The sequence below is a fragment of the Vibrio sp. R10-SG3-ISO10 genome (genome assembly GCF_059834185.1).
In genome coordinates this window covers 110,288-129,284 of sequence record NZ_JCBDHG010000002.1, presented here as the reverse complement: position 1 = coordinate 129,284, position 18,997 = coordinate 110,288, and the positions used below count along the sequence as shown (strand labels likewise).

Below are 18,997 nucleotides of genomic sequence, written 5' to 3'. Positions count from 1 at the left end.
CGTTAGTATGCATATTAGTATTGAAAAGTGGCTTATTAAAGGCCAATTACTCCAAAAAATATGCCTATTTCTCTAAAGATAATTTTAGTGGAGGAACAATGTCACTCGCCGAACTTATGCAGCACTACGTAGATTTAAAGGGGTTAAGTCAACTCGAAGGAATTGCGAAAACAGAAATTGAAGGTCTCTACTTTTACCGAAGTAGCCAGGGAAACACGCGAAGACCTTTTGTTTATCAATCTGGCGTGATTGTGCTAGGGCAAGGCAAGAAGAATATCTATCTTGGTAACGAGCCTGTTCAGTATGGTCCTGATGACTATCTTGTTGTGGGGGTCCCAATGCCACTAGAGTGTGAAGCGATTTCTGTAGATGGTGAGCCACTTTTAGGATTAAGTATCGATATCGATCCGCAAGTACTTCACCGACTCGTGAATAAACTGGAATCGATGAACTGTTACAAGCCGTGCGTTGAAGGCAGTGTGCGCTCCGGTCTTAAATCTGTTGCGATGGATGGTGATATGCTTGGTGTTTGCAAAAGGCTTATGAAGGCGCTATGTAATCCGATTGAGTTAGCAGTGTTAGGAGAGAGCTTGATGGAAGAACTAGCCTTTAGAGCGTTAATGAGCAAAGAAGGCCATGTTTTATTTGATCTCGCTCGGCATGAGGGTCACTACGCTAGGGTGGCTAAAGCGTTGGATTACTTACACCAGAACTACACGGCCTCGGTAACTGTGCAAGATCTTGCTGAGCAAGCAAACATGAGCATTTCTGCTTTTCACCAAGCATTTAGGAGTGTCACCTTAGCATCACCAATCCAGTATATTAAAAAGGTAAGATTGGATAAGGCCCGCGAGCTTATACAGTTAGAGGGTGTTAAAGTCGGAGAAGCGGCTCGCTTAGTCGGGTATAACAGTACTTCCCAGTTTTCAAGGGAATTTAAACGCCACTTTAATGAAACGCCCAAAGCGAAACTTGTTACCTGACTGTAAAAAGGGGAAATCAGGTTTTACAAATTTACAGTGTTTTTTAACTCAAGTTTGAGTAATATTATTGAAACAAAGCGAATTATTCTCGTTTCCCTATAGGAGATCTAGTCAATCTTCTGTGATAAGCCCCTTTTTCAGTGATGATGAAGGGGCTTATTTTTTATCAAGACCAACGAAAACTAGTTCTTGATGCAAAATAAGTGTTGGTTTGTTGCATTCATGATGCGATTAATTGCGAGTCATTTTGGAGTATAACGAAATACTTCGTGTTATTTTTCCAATCTTATCTACGGTTATTTTACGCAGAAATATAAGTATTCAACATTGATAAAGTTGAAGTTTAATCACGTGTAAACAATAACTTAAGGATAAATGAAATGCACAAACCAACGTCAGAAACGGCTAGAAGAGTCTTTACCCTAAGTACTCTCAGCGCGTCATGTTTAATCGCATTTAACAGTTACGCCGCGGTAGATTGTACCACTTTTGCAAACTGGGACTCATCGACCATCTATAACGGTGGAGAACAAGTACAGCATTTAGGCTCTGGCTATAAAGCAAACTATTGGACACAAGGGAATGATCCCGCCCAAACATCAGGGGAGTGGGGGCATTGGAAACATCTGGGGACATGTGACGTAGCAGGAGAAAATGAGCCGCCAACGGTATCAGTTACGTCTCCTCTTGCTTCTGATGCCATCACCCAAGGTGACGCCGTCACTATTTCTGCAAGCGCGTTAGATGTAGATGGAACGGTTGCCAAGGTGGAGTTCTCTGTAGATGGCGTTGTGGTTGGTCAAGCGACACAAGCTCCTTATAGTGTGGCTTGGATTGCTACCGTTGGCAGTCATCAAATCAGTGCGGTTTCTTATGATGATGCGGGGGCTCAGAGTACAGTCAGTAGCGTGACAATAAGTGTCGCCTCTTCAAATCCTGACAACATTGCACCAACAGTCGATGTCGCGCTATCTACCAACTCGATAGATGTAGGAAGCGCAGTAACACTTACGGCGAAAGCCTCAGATGCGGATGGGTCAGTTGATAAAGTCGACTTTTATGTTGGTGGTAGTTTGGTGGGTACTGCCGCTACTGCGCCTTACACTTTGAATTACACAACGGTACAAGCTGGAGATTTGGCGGTGTATGCGGTTGCAACAGACAATCTTGGGGCAAGTACCAATTCGACGTCTGTGACTCTCGTTGTTAACGGTGTACCGCCGGTTGCTAATTGTCGTCCAGACGGTTTGTACCAGACTGAGGGGATTAATGTTCCTTACTGTACAGTCTATGATGCGGAAGGTCGTGAACAGATGGGCGCTGATCATCCACGTAGAGTGATCGGATACTTCACCAGTTGGCGTGCAGGTGACGATCCACAAGCGTCATACCTCGTTAAAGATATTCCTTGGGAGCAACTGACCCATATTAATTACGCCTTTGTTGGTATTGGATCGGATGGAAAAGTGAATCTAGGTGACGTCAACGATCCAAACAATGCTGCGACCAACAAAGAGTGGCCAGGGGTGGATATAGACCCGGCACTAGGCTTTAAAGGCCACTTTGGTGCACTAGCAACTTACAAACAGCGCTATGGTGTTAAGACATTAATTTCGATAGGCGGTTGGGCTGAAACCGGTGGTCATTTTGATGAGAACGGTAATCGTGTAGCCGATGGTGGTTTCTACACTATGACGACGAACGCCGATGGATCAATAAACCACGCAGGAATTGAAAAATTCGCTGCTTCAGCGGTTGAAATGATGCGCAACTATAAGTTTGATGGTCTGGATATTGATTACGAATATCCTACGTCAATGGCTGGCGCAGGTAATCCTTATGACAAAGCATTTATGGAACCACGTCGCCCTTACTTGTGGGCTTCTTACCAAGAGTTAATGAAAGTTCTACGTGAAAAACTTGATGCGGCTTCAGCGCAAGACGGTGTTCACTACATGCTCACTATAGCGGCGCCTTCGTCGGGTTATCTGTTACGTGGTATGGAAACTTTTGATGTCACTAAATACCTCGATTATGTCAATATCATGTCCTACGACCTTCATGGAGCATGGAATGATCATGTAGGACACAATGCCGCTCTTTACGATACCGGAGAAGACTCAGAGTTAGCTCAATGGAATGTTTATAACACAGCCGCCTATGGGGGCATTGGCTATCTAAACACTGACTGGGCTTACCACTATTTCCGTGGTTCGATGCCAGCAGGTCGAATCAATATTGGTGTACCTTACTACACACGTGGTTGGCAAGATGTCGCGGGTGGTACAAATGGCCTTTGGGGGCGCGCAGCTTTACCGAACCAAGCACAATGCCCTGAAGGAACAGGGGAAGGTGAGAAGAACAACTGTGGTAACGGTGCAATGGGCATCGATAACATGTGGCACGATAAAGATCCTCAAGGCAACGAAATGGGGGCGGGCTCAGGTCCTATGTGGCATGCCAAAAACCTAGAGAAGGGCATATGGGGTACATACAGCGCTGCTTATGGATTAGATCCCGTTAATGATCCGAGCGACCAACTAGTTGGCACCTATACAAGGCATTATGACAGCGTTGCCGTAGCACCGTGGTTATGGAATGCACAGAAGAATGTTTTCCTTTCCACTGAAGATGAGGCATCGGTCTCTGTGAAGGCAGATTACGTCATCAATAAAGAGATCGGTGGGATTATGTTCTGGGAGCTAGCAGGGGACTACAACTGTTATGTGCTTGAGAATGGCCAACGTACCTCTGTCGATTTGACTGAGCAGGCGTGTAGCAATGGTGCTGGTGAATATCATATGGGTAACACTATGACTAAAGCTATCTACGATAAATTTAAGTCTGCGACACCATATGGAAATAAGGTTTCATCTGGAGTAACTCCTTCCGAAACTGTTGATATCACAGTGACAGTAGGTGGGTTTAAAGTCGGTGATCAAAACTACCCGATCAATCCTAAAGTAACCTTCACTAACAATACTGGACATACGATTCCCGGTGGTACTGAGTTCCAATTCGATATCCCAGTATCGGCGCCAGATAATGCCAAAGATCAATCTGGTGGCGGCTTGAAAGTCATCGCGTCTGGTCATACCAGAGCAAATAACATTGGTGGTCTTGATGGCCCGATGCATCGAGCTGCGTTTAGCTTGCCTAGCTGGAAAGAACTGCCTGCTGGTGGGACTTATGAGCTAGACATGGTTTACTACTTACCGATCTCTGGACCTGCAAATTACACTGTAAATCTGAATGGAGTTGATTACGCATTTAAATTTGAGCAACCAGACTTGCCACTCGCTGATTTGTCAAACGGAGGAAACAACGGCGGCGATAACGGTGGGAATAATGGAGGTAACACCGGCACTGTAACAGCTTGGGAGCCAGGAGTGACCCAAGCAGTCAATGGTGACACCTATTCTTACAATGGAAAATGTTTCGTTGCGAAGAATAATCCCGGTACATGGGAATCGCCAACTCAGTCTAATTGGTTTTGGGATGAGGTAGCTTGCCCTCAGTAAGTGAGCTTTTTAGTAGAAGGCCTTGGCTACGCGCCAAGGCCTTTTGTTGCTGATGAACTGACATAAATTAAAATTTGTAGCTTTCGGGCACAACGACAACACCATTCTCGGAAATGTGGAATCTTTTTGCATCTTCCATGGCATTTAATCCGATTGAAGTGTTCGCGGGGATTGTTACGTGTTTATCAATGATGCAGTTGACAAGCTTACATCCTTCACCGACTTCAACATCATCAAATAAAATGCTGTCTACTATGGTCGCGCTGTCATTGATACGTACATTAGAGGAAATGATGGAGTGTTGTACGGAGCCGCCGGAATTAATCACGCCATTCGCGATGATTGAGTTGATAAATATCCCTTCATTGCCAGTTGCTGATGAAACCGTTCTTGCGGGTGGCAGTTGTGGCTCATAAGTACGAACGCCCCAGTTTGGTTGGTACAGGTTCATGGGTGGAATCGGCTCAAGTAAATCCATGTTTGCCTGATAAAAAGAATCTATTGTCCCTACATCACGCCAATAGCAATCGCGAGCAACGCGGCCGCGATCGGAGCAAAAGTTGTAAGCATAAACACATTGCTCATCGATTAATTGAGGGATAATGTCGTTACCGAAATCGTGCGATGAGCATTCATTATCGGCATCGTCACGAAGTACACGCTGAAGTGTTTCCATTTCGAATATGTAAATGCCCATAGACGCTAAACTACGATCTGGTTTGTTAGGCATACATTGCGGGTCTGCTGGTTTCTCTGAGAAGGTTTCGACTAATCCTTGATCATTGACAGACAGGACGCCGAATGCAGACGCATCTTTTCGCGCGACATCCATAGAGGCTATGGTGAGTTTCGCGCCATTTTCGATATGGTCTTTCAGCATTTCTGCATAGTCCATGCGATAAATGTGGTCACCTGATAAAACGATAACGTGTTTCGCGTCGCTTCGCTCTAACAGCCACAGGTTGTGGTAGATAGCGTCCGCTGTACCTTCATACCATTTACCTTTGCCGCGCATCTGAGGTGGGACGACAGAGACAAATTCGCCTAGCTCTGGGTTAAACAATGACCACCCATCACGCAGATGTTTTTGCAACGAGTGCGATTTATACTGCGTTAGCACTAAGATTTTACGAAGCCCTGAATGAAGGCAATTGGTTAAGGTAAAGTCAATAATTCGATACTTGCCTCCGAAAGGTACGGCTGGTTTAGCGCGGTCATCCGTGAGAGGGCTCAAACGAGAGCCCATTCCCCCAGCTAAGATAACGGTAAGGGTATCTTGCATGTTTCTATCTCCATATAGCGCAACAAACGACATATGAAGGTTAGTTCAAGATCTGCGCCAACTAGCAAACAGCGTACTAATAAGGCTTGTTGCAAACGTCTGCACGAAAAATGTGTGAACTTGGTGCATATAAATTGAATATTGCACCAAAATTAAGCAATCGAGTGAGTTTCGCTTACCGAAAGGACTGACACTTGATTGCGACCAAGTGATTTTGACTCATAAAGTGCAATGTCTGCACGTTTATAGGTCTCTTCAGGTTTGGCAGAGATTTCGGTTGCACCAGCACTTACTGTAATGTTTAGCTCGCTTTCTAGATTGATTGCTGTTCTTACTCGGTTGAGCACCATTTCGGCTTCGCGTAGATCGGTATGTGGCATGATGATAGCGAATTCTTCGCCCCCAATTCGAGCGATAACGTCGGTTTCACGCAAGTGGTGGGTTAGGCTACCCGCTACATCTTTAATCACCTCATCACCGCGATCATGTCCATATTTATCATTAACGCGTTTGAAATGGTCAATATCAATTAATGCTAATGTGGCGGACTCATGATCAGAGTAACGTTTTGTACGCATTGCTTGATTTTGCATCTCGCTATCGAACTTTCGACGATTCCAAAGCGAAGTCATCGGGTCTTTTTCACTAAGTTCTCTTAGGCGGTCTTCTAGCTCTTTTCTATGTGATATATCGACAAATGACGCGACATAGAACTGAATGACGCCAAAACGGTCTTTGACCGTCTGTATGCGCAGAATTTCGGTAATTAATGAACCATCTCGACGCTTATTGACGACTTCGCCTTCCCATAAGCCTTTTTCTTCAAGAATCTTCCACATATTCATGTAAAACTCTTGCAGATGCTTTCCTGAAGCAAACAACGAAGGTGGGCGGCCTTTTACGTCTTCTAACGTATAGCCACTAATCCTTGTGAACTCGCTGTTCACTTGGATGATTCTGTTGTTTCGATCAGTAATAACGACTGCTGACATCCCGTTCATCGCTGCGCGCGCTATCTTACTATCTAAGCTGTTTTTTTCATGGTTATGATTCCATGTCACAAAGGTGAATGTGAGCAAGAATAAAATGATAAGAATGAATGCTGCTTGGATATAGAGATCATGTCGCGCATCGTCAGTGAACGCATGAGCTTCATCAAAGGAGGTTTTGATAAAAAAGATCAGTTGGTCAACGTGTTCGACTTCATTAAGATCGGTAGATGTATAAGAAATCCAGTAATCACGCTCTTTAACAGTGCCAAACTTACTAAACTGTAGTGATCGCCATAGCTGAGGGAACTGCCGAGAAAGGTTGGACTCTCGGTGTTCATCTACCAAATTACCTAAAATCTTTTCACCATTCGTCGACATTAAATAAAACCCGTCGCCCGTCGCGACAATGGGTAGATTTAACTGATTACGCTTGTACGCCAAGCCATAGTACAAACGATTTAGATCAAGGTTTGCGACAAAGTAACCTTTGCGTTCACCATTAAGTGTTATGGGGTATATTACGCGGTAAGCCGGCTGATAAGGCTTAACTAGTTTGTTATTTTCGACTTCTAGGTCAATGCCAAAACTACCCGTATCGTGATCACCTAAGGTTTTGGCAAAAGCAAAGTAGTCACGGTCGCCTTTATATTGTAAACGTTCTGGTTCAACAATCTCAATAAATCGCTCGCCGCTGTTTATGCGAACAATCTCCATACCATCTTTGTCAATAAAGCGTAATTGAGAGTAATAACCCTGTGTTCGAGCAATGAGTAGCCAAAATTCTTCTAAAGCATCAAGATTTTGGCGGGATGGGTTCAAGATAGCTTGGTTTAATACGCCATTATTTGATAGATAGCGAAGTGATGACGATATCTTTTGCAACGAAGTTTGTAGCTCTACTTTTGAGTACTCAAGCTTATTGCGATTGAGTTGTTCGACATATTGCTTGGTTTGCTGGTCTACTTGTGAAAGCTGAGTATAAAAATAGAGGAAAGGGACAAACGACAGCGCAAAGAAAACAGCGATAAATTGAAAGAAGATTTTGGAACCACGTTTGCGCATTTAACTATTCTAATTATTAAGTTAGTCAGTAAGGGGTAAATCATACTACGATATCATTACACTTACTGTGAGCGTGGTTGAATATTAATTATGAATGTATGTGCTAATAAGAATAAATAGGCATTGGTACACCTAACCAGTGAATCATGTCGACGATAAAGGGTCGTTTCAAATAAAAAAAAGCACCTCTAAGGAGAGGTGCTTTTGCCATCTATCGGGGGAGTGGCAAGAAACGTTTAAGCAGTTGCAGTTTCTTGCTTTGCTTCTGCTTTGTTTTTTAGGAATGCGTAAGTGAAACCTGTTACCGCTGTACCTGCCGCAATAGCAACCAAGTACATTAGCACTGGAGTGATTGCGTTAGGGATTAATAGTACGAACAGTCCGCCATGTGGAGCCATTAACTTAGCACCGAAGAGCATAGACAGAGCACCTGTTAGCGCGCCGCCAGCCATACATGCTGGGATAACACGCATTGGGTCTTTCGCAGCGAATGGAATGGCACCTTCAGAAATAAAGCACAGACCAAGCACGAATGACGCTTTACCTGCTTCACGTTCGCTTTGCTCGAACTTGTTCTTAGCAATAAATGTCGCTAGCCCCATACCTAGAGCTGGTGTCATACCCGCTGCCATGATAGCGGCCATTGGCGCGTATGTTTGTGAAGCAAGCAGGCCAACCCCAAATGCGTATGCCGCTTTGTTTACCGGCCCACCTAAGTCGAAACACATCATCGCACCTAGGATAATACCCAGTAGCACAGCACTGTCAGAGCCCATGTTATTTAGGAAGTCTGTCAAGCCATTCATGATGCCAGATACTGGGCCGCCTACGATGTAAATCATCACAAGGCCTGTGAACAGGGTAGCCACGAATGGGATGATCAGGATTGGTTTAAGAGCTTCCATCGATTGTGGAAGTGATACTTTGTCGGCTAGTAGTTTGGCTGCATAACCTGCGATGAAACCTGCAGCGATACCACCAAGGAAGCCTGCACCAGTTGAGCTTGCCAGCATACCGCCAACAAGACCCGGAGCTAGGCCCGGACGGTCAGCAATGGAAAATGCGATGTAACCTGCAAGAACAGGAATCATCAAAGCAAATGCCGAGCCGCCACCAATGGTCATCAATGCAGCAGCAAGTGTGCCTTCTTCTTTAAATGCCTCGATACCAAAAACGAAGGATAGGGCGATGATCAAACCACCAGCAACGACCACAGGAAGCATGTGAGATACACCTGTCATCAGATGTTTGTATGCGCCTTTCTTCTCTTCTGTTGCGGAAGCGCTATTTGAAGAACCTGAGTGTTGGTATACGTTTGCTTGCTCAAACGCTTTGTCCATTTCTTCAGCAGTTTTCTTAAGAGCTGGTCCGGTTTTGGTGCGATACATCATCTTGCCGTTGAATCGGTCAAGTGGTACCTCGATATCAGCTGCGATGATGACTAGGTCGGCATCAGCGATTTCTTGGTCGGTCAGCTGGTTTTTCGCGCCTACTGAGCCACGTGTTTCCACTTTGATTTGGTGGCCGCGGCGTTTACCTTCTTCTTCAAGTGCTTCCGCTGCCATGAACGTATGTGCTACACCTGTTGGGCATGCTGTAATAGCAACAATCTTCTTAGTTGCTGATGTATTTTCTGCTGGGGCTGCGACTGTGGTTGCTTGCTCTAGAATGGCTGCATTTTCAACGGCAGTTTGTAAGAACGTCGATGCATCCTTTGCTACTGTGCTGATATCAGCTTGGTAAACTTTCTTACCTACAAAACGAGAAGTATCAACCGGAGTATTAGCCGCAATGATAACGACGTCTGCTTGTTGAATGTCCGAATCAACAAGCAGTGTTGATTCAATCACGCTGGATTGGCACTCAATTTTCGCATTCCATCCTAGTTTAGCGGCGGCTTGTTCTAGTAGACCTGCCGCAATGATGCTGTTTGCAACACCACTCGGACAAGCTGTAATAATGGCAATATTCATACTGATAACCTTCTGTTCCTTAGTTGTTGTCTAAGTTCGTATTAGGGTAGAGCTCGCTTACTTGTGTTTGGAGCTTGATGTTATCCAGTTCTTCCTGACTGGTAATTCCAACGCCAACCTGGCTTACTGCTTGGGCAGAGAGAGCGGTGGCGAAGCGTAATAAATCTTGTTTGGGCATGAGTTGCATGTGACCCCAGCACAATCCAGCGACAAGCGTATCGCCGGCGCCAACTGTGCTGACAACATTCATACGTGGTGGCTTGGCATGTAACCATTGACCTTGGTTAAGCCACATCACGCCGTCAGAACCCATTGAAACGACAATATTGGCAATGCCCTTGTCGCTTAGCGTTTGTGCCGCTGATTGGCATTGTTCTGGTGTTGAAAGATGATCACCAATTAGATCACTGAGCTCTTCATCATTGGGTTTGATCAGCCAAGGTTGAGCCTCAATGCCTGCACGCAATGCGGTTTTGCTGCTATCAAACAACACCTTTTTGCCGAGTTGATGGAGCTTTTCAATCCAAGCTGCGCATTGCTCTGCGCTGACACCACCCGGAAGGCTGCCTGCAAGTACGAAGTAGTCGTGAGTTTCTGCTAGGCGAAATAGGGTTTGTTCAAATCGCTCTAATTCTTCTTTGGTGACTTGAACACCGGGGAAGTTAATATCGCTGACTTGACCATTGGCTTCGACGAGCTTGACGTTAATACGAGTTGCGCCTTGCACCTCTACAAACTCATTGTTGACTTGGATATCGTCAAATAGCTGATGGAAAAGCTCCGGGTTATCTTTACCAAGAAAGCCGGTTACGGTGACGTCTGCGCCAAGATTACTCAGTACTTTGGCGACGTTCACGCCTTTGCCCGCGGCATGTAGGTTACTCTTTCCAACTAGGCTTACTGAGCCTACTAAGAGCGAGTCCAATGAGCCTGTTAGGTCAAGAGCTGGGTTTAGCGTGATGGTAACGACTTTATTCGTTTTAAATGCAGACATGGTCATGTTCCTTAACCTTCACCTAGGCCAGAAGCAATCGCTTTACCAATAGATTCAAGTGCTAGCTCAGCATCTGGACCTTCGGCAGAAAAATGAAGTTGATGGCCGTGTTTGACACCTAGCGCGATAACCTTCATGAGGCTCTTTGCATTAACGGCTTTGCTGTCACCATTAAGGTTAACAACGCGAATGTTTGATTCGAATTTTTTCGCTTCCGCAACCAGCATTGCACCCGGGCGAGCATGTAATCCGTGCGCGTTTTTGATCTTGAACGTGGCAGTATTACCCGCTTCATCGCGTTCATTAGTGACTTCTTCGCCTTTCAAAAGCGCTATTATCTGCTCTTCGGTTGCATCCAGTAACTTGTTGTGCTCGTTGTTAAACACAAGCGTTGCAATCGTCTTGAGAATAGGCTGATGAGCGTTGTTACAAGCAGCGAAAGCGACGAGAGCACGAACTGTTTTGCCTTCAAACTCACAATCATTGGCGGTGGAAACAAAAGAAACGCCAGTACGTGTTACTTGCTTATCACTACCTACAAGCCAGAGACCTTGACCAAGGTGTGTAGGTGTTTTCGTTACGAGATCGGCAACGAATTCTGCGCCTGCACAACCTGTATTTTTAAGAAGGCCTGCCGCAACCGCGCTCATTTGTACCATGTCACTTGCTGGAAACTTTAACTGAACATGTGCCGCATCGAAGTCTGCTTCTAATTGAACATCGCCATTGAGTAGGGCGATGATGTCCAGTTCAGTTTTAGCATTACGTAAACGTTCTTCAACGCCATCAGCAGCCAAAACTTTTGTTAGTTGTTTAAGGATGCCTAAGTGCTCATCGGATTTAGCCGCGATACCAATTGCGACAAACACCTTGTTGTCATCTCCCCACTCAACACCGTTAGGGAAATGATGAATAGAAACGCCAGTCGTTTTGACCATAGATCGTGTGTCGGTCGTACCATGTGGGATCGCAATACCGTTCCCCAAGAAAGTCGAGTTTTGCTTCTCTCGGTTTAGCATGCCTTCAACATAACCTTGTTCAACAAGGCCTTTCTCCGTTAGAGCCTGCGCAATGCTTTTTATCGCTTCAAACTTATCGGTCGCATTTTGGGAAAGGGTGATGTCACTTTTCACTAACTTAAGCATGGTGCTTCTCCAGCCTTAAGGGATTTAAACTTTTAATCGAGTCTTCATTTTCAATGGCTTTTTGCTTAACTGAATCGATTCAGCAAAAAGATAAAAAATATTGGTTCAGCGTCAACGGGTCTAACTTATTGATAAAAGGCTGCTACTTAGAACAAACACCCAAAAATTAGTGACTTTACTCACTTTATAGACCTTGCTGAATCCTTTCAGCTTTAATACTGAATCGTTTCAGCATATAATTCAACTCATCGTAAGATCATTTATAAAGTATTATGATCCGGCGCACAGAACAAAGGTTGTGGATATGACACTAGATGAGATAGCAAAACTTGCCGGGGTTTCGAAGACAACCGCGAGTTATGTGATCAATGGTAAAGCTCAAAAATATCGAATTAGCGAGAAAACTCAGCGAAAAGTGATGGACGTGGTGAATGAACACAATTACCGACCTGATCTCGCTGCAAGCACCTTAAGAGCTGGGCAGAGCCGCTCATTTGGACTCATTATTCCAGATCTAGAAAACACCAGTTACGCGAGGTTAGCCAAACTGCTTGAACAGAATTCACGTTCGGCAGGCTATCAGATTTTAATAGCCTGCTCTGACGATGAACCAAAAACAGAAAAAAACGTTGTTCAAGCACTGGTTAGCCGTAAAGTTGATGCACTTTTTGTGGCTAGTGTAATACCCAATGCAAGTGAATTTTATCTGGAGCTTAAAGCGAAAGGGACACCAGTCATTGCACTTGACCGTCCCCTTGATGACGAGCACTTTTCTTGTGTCATCAGTGAAGATTTTGGCGGCGCTTTTGAACTAACCCAGTCGGTAATTAGTGACAATGTAACAAGTGTTGGTCTTATTGGGGCATTACCTGAGCTAAATATTTCTCGTGAGCGCGAGCTTGGGTTCATATCAGCGGCAAAGCAGCATAAGGTAAAACCCGTTGTCGGCTATGGAGAACACTTCAATCGCAAAGATGGACAACAAGTACTTAACGCTTGGTGCAAAGCAGATAAGGTGCCGGACGCTATCGTCACTACCTCTTATACCTTATTAGAAGGGGTGTTGGATGTACTGTTGGAAAATCCAGATTTGGCAAATAAGGTTAAGATAGCGACATTTGGTGATAATCGTCTATTGGATTTCCTACCTATGAAAATCAACTCGTTACCACAGCAGTTTGAACTCATTGCTGATAGTGCGATGGAGCTGGCGCTTAATGCTGCAGCCAAACGATATCAAGCTGGCGTTGAGTTAGTACCGAGAAAAATCGTTGTTAGATAAAATTAAGCCCCGTAAATAACAGGGCTTAGTTTTTTGTTTGGTTGATTAGTATTGGAATCGAACCGACATAGTCACTTGCGGGCCATAAAGACCGTTGTTGCGAGTTTCTGCTGAAAGAGAAAGTTGTTGCGTTGAGTGGAAACGCACACCAGCATGGAATACAGACGCATCATCATTACGACCGAGGCGTCCCGTAGCTTCGATTTGATCTGTTAGCCACAGGCGTACACCTACGTTGATCTCTGCTTGGGTATCACTTTCACCGCCGGCTTCTTCTGTGTATTTAACTTGGTGGATAAGTAACTGTCCGTAAACGTCGGCGAACTGACTGATAGGGCCGTTAAATCCGATACCGCCAGCAAGGTCGTAGTCTTTGTCAAACTGAGTGTCTGCGCGGAGAATAAAGTGCGAGTTTTCAGTAAAGAATGTACTAAACTCGGCACCTGTCATTTCAGGGCCAATAGCTGTTCGAACTTCGAAAAAGTTATAGTTAAAATTGTTCGCTTGGGCGCTTGCGCTGATGCCAGCAATCGCTAGGGCACTGGCCAAAATGATTTTTTTCAAAAGTAGTCTCCGACTAACAACAATAAATTGACTAAAAAGAATGGCTTGCAATAAGCAAGCCAAATCATAGCCTAATCAGAGAACTAATTCAGTGGATTTATAGAATCTGAATACGATCTACTTCAATTTCTGGTGTGTTTCCACCTTCGTACTCACCAAAAAGACGAACTTTTGTCGTATGATCAATTGACTGTGTCATATGAATGTCGTCGTCCAGCTCTACTTGAATCTCTCCCTTACCGTCAGAGAATATGAAAGTATCGCCTTTAACTTGTCGTAAAAGATTCCCCTCAACGACAACGTTCTTTTCTGTGAACATACTCGTGTCAGTTAGTAGGGTATCGACAGTAGTAAGCTCTACAGGGCCGCTATATTGAATACCAGTCCCTTTTTCATGGTGACCATCTTTTGCTAGGGCGAAGGTTGGAGCAAGGATTAGTGTCGCAGCAGTAGCAAGAATTACTTTTTTCATCATGTTTTCCTTTTTAATGTAAGGCAGTGTTTGTTTGATGGTGCTATTAAAACAAACCCAATTTGAATCCATGCTGAGTGTCAGATTCATATTCCATTCATATTGTTGAGGAAATTGGCCGAATACCGTTATTATTAGCGTTACTCCAATAAATCGAATAAGTATCAATAGTTCATGCAATCCACATTGAAAGCACTAATGGTTCAAGGCACGACTTCAGACGCTGGTAAAAGTGTTCTAGTGGCAGGTTTGTGCCGCGTCTTAGCGCGAAGAAAGATTAATGTCGCCCCGTTTAAGCCTCAAAATATGGCGCTCAATAGTGCCGTTACCCCAGACGGAGGAGAGATAGGCCGAGCGCAAGCTGTTCAAGCTCTTGCCTGTAACATTGAATCTAGCGTCCATATGAATCCGGTGTTGCTTAAACCAAATTCGGATATGGGTGCTCAGGTCATTTTTCAGGGTAAGGCCACTACGACGGTCGACGCTATTGGTTACCAAAGTTACAAAAAGGTCGCTCTGCCAGTAGTAATGGAATCTTTTTCTCACCTTCAGTCTCAATATGAGTCGGTTTTGATTGAAGGTGCGGGAAGTCCAGCAGAAATCAATCTAAGAGCCAATGACATCGCAAATATGGGGTTTGCAGAAGAGGCAGATGTTCCCGTAATCATTGTGGCAGATATCGATCGTGGTGGTGTATTTGCCCATCTTTACGGTACGTTAGCATTGCTGTCTGATAGTGAACAGGCGAGAGTAAAAGGCTTTGTCATTAACCGCTTTCGAGGCGACATATCCCTATTAGAACCAGGACTTGATTGGTTAGAAGAGAAAACAGGTAAACCCGTGATTGGGGTCTTACCTTACTTACATGGCTTTGACTTAGAGGCCGAGGATGCGATCAATACTCAACAAGTGAGCAGCGAAAACAGCAAGCTAAATGTTGTCGTTCTTGTATTTCCACGCATTAGTAATCATACAGATTTTGATACGCTGAGACTTAACCCAGATATTAACCTTAGGTACGTAGGTAAAGGAGAACGCTTATCTGATGCCGACTTAATCATACTGCCTGGTTCAAAATCAGTCAGAAATGATCTTGATTATCTTCGTAGTCAAGGATGGGATAAAGATATCAATAGACACCTTAGGTTAGGTGGTAAAGTCATGGGCATTTGTGGAGGGTACCAGATGCTTGGTTCGATGATTCATGACCCAATGGGTATTGAAAGTGCCCCGGGATCAAGTCAGGGGTTGGGGCATTTATGCGTCGAGACTGAACTTAAGGAAAGTAAAACGCTAACCAATGTGAGCGGTATAATGACACTAGAAGGAAATAAGATTGCTGTCAGTGGATATGAAATTCACGCTGGTGTTAGTGATGTGTCTTCGAATCACCTCATTGAACTGGAAAATAAGCAGTTTGATGGCACGATTAGTGATTGCAATCAAGTGCTTGGTACTTACCTCCATGGTATCTTTGATAATGCTGACGCGGTATCAGCCATTTGTAAGTGGGCTGGAGTTGAAAACGTAGCGAAAATAGATCATCAACTAAATCAACAAAAGGCCATTGATAGAATTGCTGATGCGATAGAACAGCATCTTGATCTGAAAAAACTCTGGCCTGAATTATAACCAACGTGACTATGACCAGTTTAAAACAATCTCTTTTAGCCTTTATTGCATGTGCTAGCTTTAGTGCTCACTCTGAGTCGTTGCGTATTTACGCCGCTTCATCAATGACCAACGTCGTCAATGATCTGGTCGAGCAGTATGAAGAATCAAATGATGTTTCGGTGACAACCGTATATGGTGGAAGTGCATCGTTGGCGCGTCAATTGGCCCAAGGAGCTCCTGCTGATATCTATATATCTGCGAATCAAAAGTGGATGAATTACCTTGTTGAGCAGAGTGTTGTTTTAAGTGACGCTGTCACTAACGTCACGGCGAATAGCTTAGTCGCCATTGCTCCAAAAGGTAGTCTTCTTCAGTTGGATGTAAATTCGGGAGAGTCATGGATGTCAGCATTAGAGGGATTTCGCCTCGCGATTGGACAAACTAATGCAGTACCTGCTGGTATCTATGCCAAAGAAGCGCTAATTAACTTAGGGGTTTGGGGTGAAGTAAAAACGCATCTCGCTCCGACAAACAATGTACGTATCGCTTTAACGTTAGTGGAAAGAGGCGAATCCGCTCTTGGTATCGTCTACAAAACAGATGCGTTGTTAAGTGACAAGGTCGATGTTGTGGCGTCTTTACCCAATAATTCACACACTCACATTGTTTATCCGATGGCACCGCTCAATGAAAAGTTAGAGGCTCAACGCTTTGTTAAGTTTATACATAGTCAACAAGCTCAAAGTGTGTTTAAACAGTATGGTTTTACTGAGGTAGTGGAATAGAGGTGAGTTTGCTAACCGATTACGAGTATCAAGCATTACTATTAAGTCTAAAAGTTGCATTCTTTGCGATTGTTTGGTTGATTCCGTTAGGGGTTGGTCTTGCATGGCTGTTAGCGAGAAAACAGTTTTTTGGAAAAAGCTTGTTGGATTCATTGATTCATCTCCCTTTGGTTTTGCCACCAGTAGTGATTGGTTATTTGCTGCTTATTTCAATGGGTAGGCAAGGCGTTCTTGGCAACTGGCTAGATGAGCATTTTGGTTTAGTCTTTTCTTTCAGTTGGAAAGGAGCAGTGCTGGCCTGTATCGTTGTCGCGCTTCCACTTATGGTGCGCTCTATAAGACTCAGCTTAGAAAACGTTGATGGTCGATTAGAGCAAGCGGCAGCAACATTAGGCGCCTCTCCAATTAAGATCTTTTTCACTATAACCTTGCCGCTCACGATCCCTGGGATCATCACCGGTACCATGCTTTCTTTTGCGCGAAGCTTGGGAGAGTTTGGGGCGACAATCAGCTTCGTCTCAAATATCCCGGGTGAAACTCAAACCCTTCCACTCGCAATGTACACCTTTATCGAAACTCCAGGCTCTGAAGCAGAAGCTATGAGATTATGTTTAATCTCGATAGCGATCGCGCTTGCGTCGATGCTTATTTCTGAGTGGTTAGCTAGGGTGAGTGCGCGCCGATTGGGAGCAAGCCAATGAAGGGAATAACAGCACGTTATCAACAGCGGCTTGGCGACGTTAAGTTCGACATAGACCTGACACTACCAGAAAAAGGCATTACCGCCGTCTTTGGTCGCTCTGGGGCAGGTAAAACTTCGCTGATTAACGCCATTGCAGGTTTAAAAAAACCTGACAATGGCTTGATTGCTATCGGCAACAAGACGCTCTTTAACTCAGAACTTGAAATTGATGTTCCTGTGCATTTACGCAATGTTGGCTATGTGTTTCAAGATGCACGTTTGTTTCCCCATTTTAAGGTAGAACGAAACCTCAATTATGGGGTTTCCATCCCAGATGAATCCCACTTTGAGCAAGTTGTTCAGTTGTTAGCGTTAAAACCTTTACTAGGGCGCTATCCGAACCAACTTTCAGGTGGAGAAAAACAACGTGTGGCGATAGGTAGGGCGCTGCTGTCTAAGCCAAATATTCTATTGATGGATGAGCCTCTTGCCTCACTCGATTTACCGCGTAAGCGAGAAGTGATGCCATTCTTAGAACAACTCTCGCAGAACATAGAGATACCAATAATTTATGTTTCTCACAGTTTGAATGAAGTATTACGTCTTGCAAGTCACTTAGTTGTGATTGATGAAGGTAAAGTTGCGGTGTCTGGCCCAATTGAAGAAGTTTGGTCATCACGAGCCATGAAACCTTGGCAATCTTTCTCTGAACAAAGCTCATTGTTTGAAGCCAGGGTCGTAGAACACAACAATCAGTATGCGTTGTCTAAGGTTGAACTGGCTCCCGACGTTGCCCTGTGGGTACAAAAGATTGACGGTGAGCTAGGTTCGCCAGTTAGGCTACAAGTCAGAGCCAACGATGTATCGATAATGCTTGATGAGCCTCAGCGGACGTCTATTCGAAATGTACTGCAAGGTAGAGTGTCGAGAGTAGAAACGCACGCTAGCAGCCAAGATAGAATCAGTGTATCGGTTCAAGTTGAACTGTCACAAGGGTGTTTCTTGGTGGCAACAATTACTGCTTGGGCAAGAGATGAATTAGAGCTCGAAGAAGGGGCTCTGGTTTACGTTCAAATTAAAGGTGTGAGTGTTACTCAACGAGATGTCGTAGTATCCAATTAAAAAACGCCGCGGAAAGCGGCGTTTAAGTTTTTAGCAATTAATTACTTCGCGAACACGTCAGTAAAATCACGTTTTAGAATAGGGTCACGACGTGCTTTTTTGATTTGCTTAACCATGTCTTTAACACAGTTGTGTAGGACTTGGTCTAGTAATTCTGCACGGTACTCTTCTTTTTGCTCATCTGTCATATCTTTTGGAAGGTTTAGCGTTGGAAACTCTTCCATTACATTGAGTCCAGCAAAGGCTTGGCTCACAGATACTAAGGCATGAAATTGTTCAAAATTATCTAGTACATTTTGTGCGCTGCTTGGCAGTTCATTCCACGATTCACGAACCGCTTCCTCAGAAACTTCATGGATTGACGTTACCATTAAGTGCATTGCTTCTGGAACTTCATCAAATTCAATCACTTGGCGCAACTCAGCAGACACTTCTGCAAGATCTACTTTAGGCTGTTCTGTTTGATCAACGTCAGACATGGATAATATTCTCTTAAAATGTGTGTGTATCGGCGCTATCGTAAA

General features: G+C 44.4%; 15 protein-coding genes. 7 read left to right on the top strand and 8 right to left on the bottom strand.

Going from position 1 to position 18,997, the window contains the following annotated elements:
• Positions 1 to 98 precede the first annotated feature (98 nt).
• Together AC6R16_RS01375 and AC6R16_RS01370 are read left to right on the top strand one after the other, a co-directional pair.
• Positions 99 to 983 (top strand): AraC family transcriptional regulator, encoded by an 885-nt coding sequence (locus AC6R16_RS01375; protein WP_500673310.1) that lies wholly within the window; start codon positions 99 to 101, stop codon positions 981 to 983.
• Between the two features lie 380 nt (positions 984 to 1,363).
• The gene (locus tag AC6R16_RS01370; protein WP_500673309.1) at positions 1,364 to 4,504 is read left to right on the top strand and encodes a chitinase C-terminal domain-containing protein; all 3,141 of its coding nucleotides are present in this window, start codon (positions 1,364 to 1,366) and stop codon (positions 4,502 to 4,504) included.
• A gap of 67 nt (positions 4,505 to 4,571) precedes the next feature.
• On the opposite strand, the gene glgC is transcribed toward AC6R16_RS01370, so the two are convergent.
• The 5 genes from glgC to fruB form a co-directional block, all read right to left on the bottom strand.
• The gene (gene glgC, locus AC6R16_RS01365) at positions 4,572 to 5,786 is read right to left on the bottom strand and encodes a glucose-1-phosphate adenylyltransferase (protein ID WP_500673308.1); all 1,215 of its coding nucleotides are present in this window, start codon (positions 5,784 to 5,786) and stop codon (positions 4,572 to 4,574) included.
• A gap of 152 nt (positions 5,787 to 5,938) precedes the next feature.
• Positions 5,939 to 7,840: a sensor domain-containing diguanylate cyclase gene (locus AC6R16_RS01360; RefSeq protein WP_500673307.1), complete on the bottom strand. Its 1,902-nt coding sequence runs from the start codon at positions 7,838 to 7,840 to the stop codon at positions 5,939 to 5,941.
• Between the two features lie 236 nt (positions 7,841 to 8,076).
• Entirely contained in the window at positions 8,077 to 9,813 is a 1,737-nt protein-coding gene (fruA, locus tag AC6R16_RS01355; protein ID WP_500641112.1) for a PTS fructose transporter subunit IIBC, read from the bottom strand.
• Positions 9,814 to 9,832: 19 nt separating this feature from the next.
• Positions 9,833 to 10,807 (bottom strand): 1-phosphofructokinase, encoded by a 975-nt coding sequence (gene pfkB, locus AC6R16_RS01350; protein WP_500673306.1) that lies wholly within the window; start codon positions 10,805 to 10,807, stop codon positions 9,833 to 9,835.
• A gap of 11 nt (positions 10,808 to 10,818) precedes the next feature.
• Positions 10,819 to 11,952 carry a fused PTS fructose transporter subunit IIA/HPr protein gene (gene fruB, locus AC6R16_RS01345; RefSeq protein WP_500673305.1) on the bottom strand — a complete coding sequence of 378 codons (1,134 nt, stop codon included), beginning with the start codon at positions 11,950 to 11,952 and terminating at the stop codon, positions 10,819 to 10,821.
• 304 nt (positions 11,953 to 12,256) lie between these two features.
• Between fruB and cra the strand changes: the two genes are divergently transcribed.
• A complete protein-coding gene (gene cra, locus AC6R16_RS01340; protein ID WP_500673304.1) occupies positions 12,257 to 13,234 on the top strand; it encodes a catabolite repressor/activator in 978 nt (325 codons plus the stop codon).
• Positions 13,235 to 13,279: 45 nt separating this feature from the next.
• On the opposite strand, the gene AC6R16_RS01335 is transcribed toward cra, so the two are convergent.
• Complete coding sequence (locus tag AC6R16_RS01335; protein WP_500673303.1) at positions 13,280 to 13,798, bottom strand: hypothetical protein; 519 nt, start codon at positions 13,796 to 13,798, stop codon at positions 13,280 to 13,282.
• Positions 13,799 to 13,895: 97 nt separating this feature from the next.
• Complete coding sequence (locus tag AC6R16_RS01330) at positions 13,896 to 14,270, bottom strand: YgiW/YdeI family stress tolerance OB fold protein (RefSeq protein WP_500673587.1); 375 nt, start codon at positions 14,268 to 14,270, stop codon at positions 13,896 to 13,898.
• Positions 14,271 to 14,444: 174 nt separating this feature from the next.
• On the opposite strand from AC6R16_RS01330, the gene AC6R16_RS01325 reads away from it, so the two are divergent.
• Genes AC6R16_RS01325 through modC form a run of 4 tightly spaced genes read left to right on the top strand, consistent with a single transcriptional unit; the run spans position 14,445 to position 18,473 of the window.
• Complete coding sequence (locus AC6R16_RS01325) at positions 14,445 to 15,902, top strand: cobyric acid synthase (RefSeq protein ID WP_500673302.1); 1,458 nt, start codon at positions 14,445 to 14,447, stop codon at positions 15,900 to 15,902.
• Between the two features lie 11 nt (positions 15,903 to 15,913).
• The gene (modA, locus tag AC6R16_RS01320; protein ID WP_500673301.1) at positions 15,914 to 16,669 is read left to right on the top strand and encodes a molybdate ABC transporter substrate-binding protein; all 756 of its coding nucleotides are present in this window, start codon (positions 15,914 to 15,916) and stop codon (positions 16,667 to 16,669) included.
• Positions 16,670 to 16,671: 2 nt separating this feature from the next.
• A complete protein-coding gene (gene modB, locus AC6R16_RS01315) occupies positions 16,672 to 17,370 on the top strand; it encodes a molybdate ABC transporter permease subunit (protein ID WP_500641104.1) in 699 nt (232 codons plus the stop codon).
• Entirely contained in the window at positions 17,367 to 18,473 is a 1,107-nt protein-coding gene (gene modC / locus AC6R16_RS01310; RefSeq protein ID WP_500673300.1) for a molybdenum ABC transporter ATP-binding protein ModC, read from the top strand. The genes modB and modC overlap by 4 nt, the downstream gene beginning before the upstream one ends.
• Before the next feature lie 41 nt (positions 18,474 to 18,514).
• Here the strand turns inward: modC and AC6R16_RS01305 are convergent, their stop codons facing one another.
• Positions 18,515 to 18,952, bottom strand: a complete 438-nt coding sequence (locus tag AC6R16_RS01305; protein WP_500641102.1) for a DUF3069 domain-containing protein — start codon at positions 18,950 to 18,952, stop codon at positions 18,515 to 18,517.
• Positions 18,953 to 18,997: the final 45 nt, after the last annotated feature.

Coding starts and splice junctions, on each gene's coding strand:
- AC6R16_RS01375 (WP_500673310.1), top strand. CDS start 99: ATGTCACTCGCCGAACTTATGCAGCACTACGTAGATTTAAAGGGGTTA.
- AC6R16_RS01370 (WP_500673309.1), top strand. CDS start 1,364: ATGCACAAACCAACGTCAGAAACGGCTAGAAGAGTCTTTACCCTAAGT.
- glgC (WP_500673308.1), bottom strand. CDS start 5,786: ATGCAAGATACCCTTACCGTTATCTTAGCTGGGGGAATGGGCTCTCGT.
- AC6R16_RS01360 (WP_500673307.1), bottom strand. CDS start 7,840: ATGCGCAAACGTGGTTCCAAAATCTTCTTTCAATTTATCGCTGTTTTC.
- fruA (WP_500641112.1), bottom strand. CDS start 9,813: ATGAATATTGCCATTATTACAGCTTGTCCGAGTGGTGTTGCAAACAGC.
- pfkB (WP_500673306.1), bottom strand. CDS start 10,807: ATGTCTGCATTTAAAACGAATAAAGTCGTTACCATCACGCTAAACCCA.
- fruB (WP_500673305.1), bottom strand. CDS start 11,952: ATGCTTAAGTTAGTGAAAAGTGACATCACCCTTTCCCAAAATGCGACC.
- cra (WP_500673304.1), top strand. CDS start 12,257: ATGACACTAGATGAGATAGCAAAACTTGCCGGGGTTTCGAAGACAACC.
- AC6R16_RS01330 (WP_500673587.1), bottom strand. CDS start 14,270: ATGAAAAAAGTAATTCTTGCTACTGCTGCGACACTAATCCTTGCTCCA.
- AC6R16_RS01325 (WP_500673302.1), top strand. CDS start 14,445: ATGCAATCCACATTGAAAGCACTAATGGTTCAAGGCACGACTTCAGAC.
- modA (WP_500673301.1), top strand. CDS start 15,914: ATGACCAGTTTAAAACAATCTCTTTTAGCCTTTATTGCATGTGCTAGC.
- modC (WP_500673300.1), top strand. CDS start 17,367: ATGAAGGGAATAACAGCACGTTATCAACAGCGGCTTGGCGACGTTAAG.
- AC6R16_RS01305 (WP_500641102.1), bottom strand. CDS start 18,952: ATGTCTGACGTTGATCAAACAGAACAGCCTAAAGTAGATCTTGCAGAA.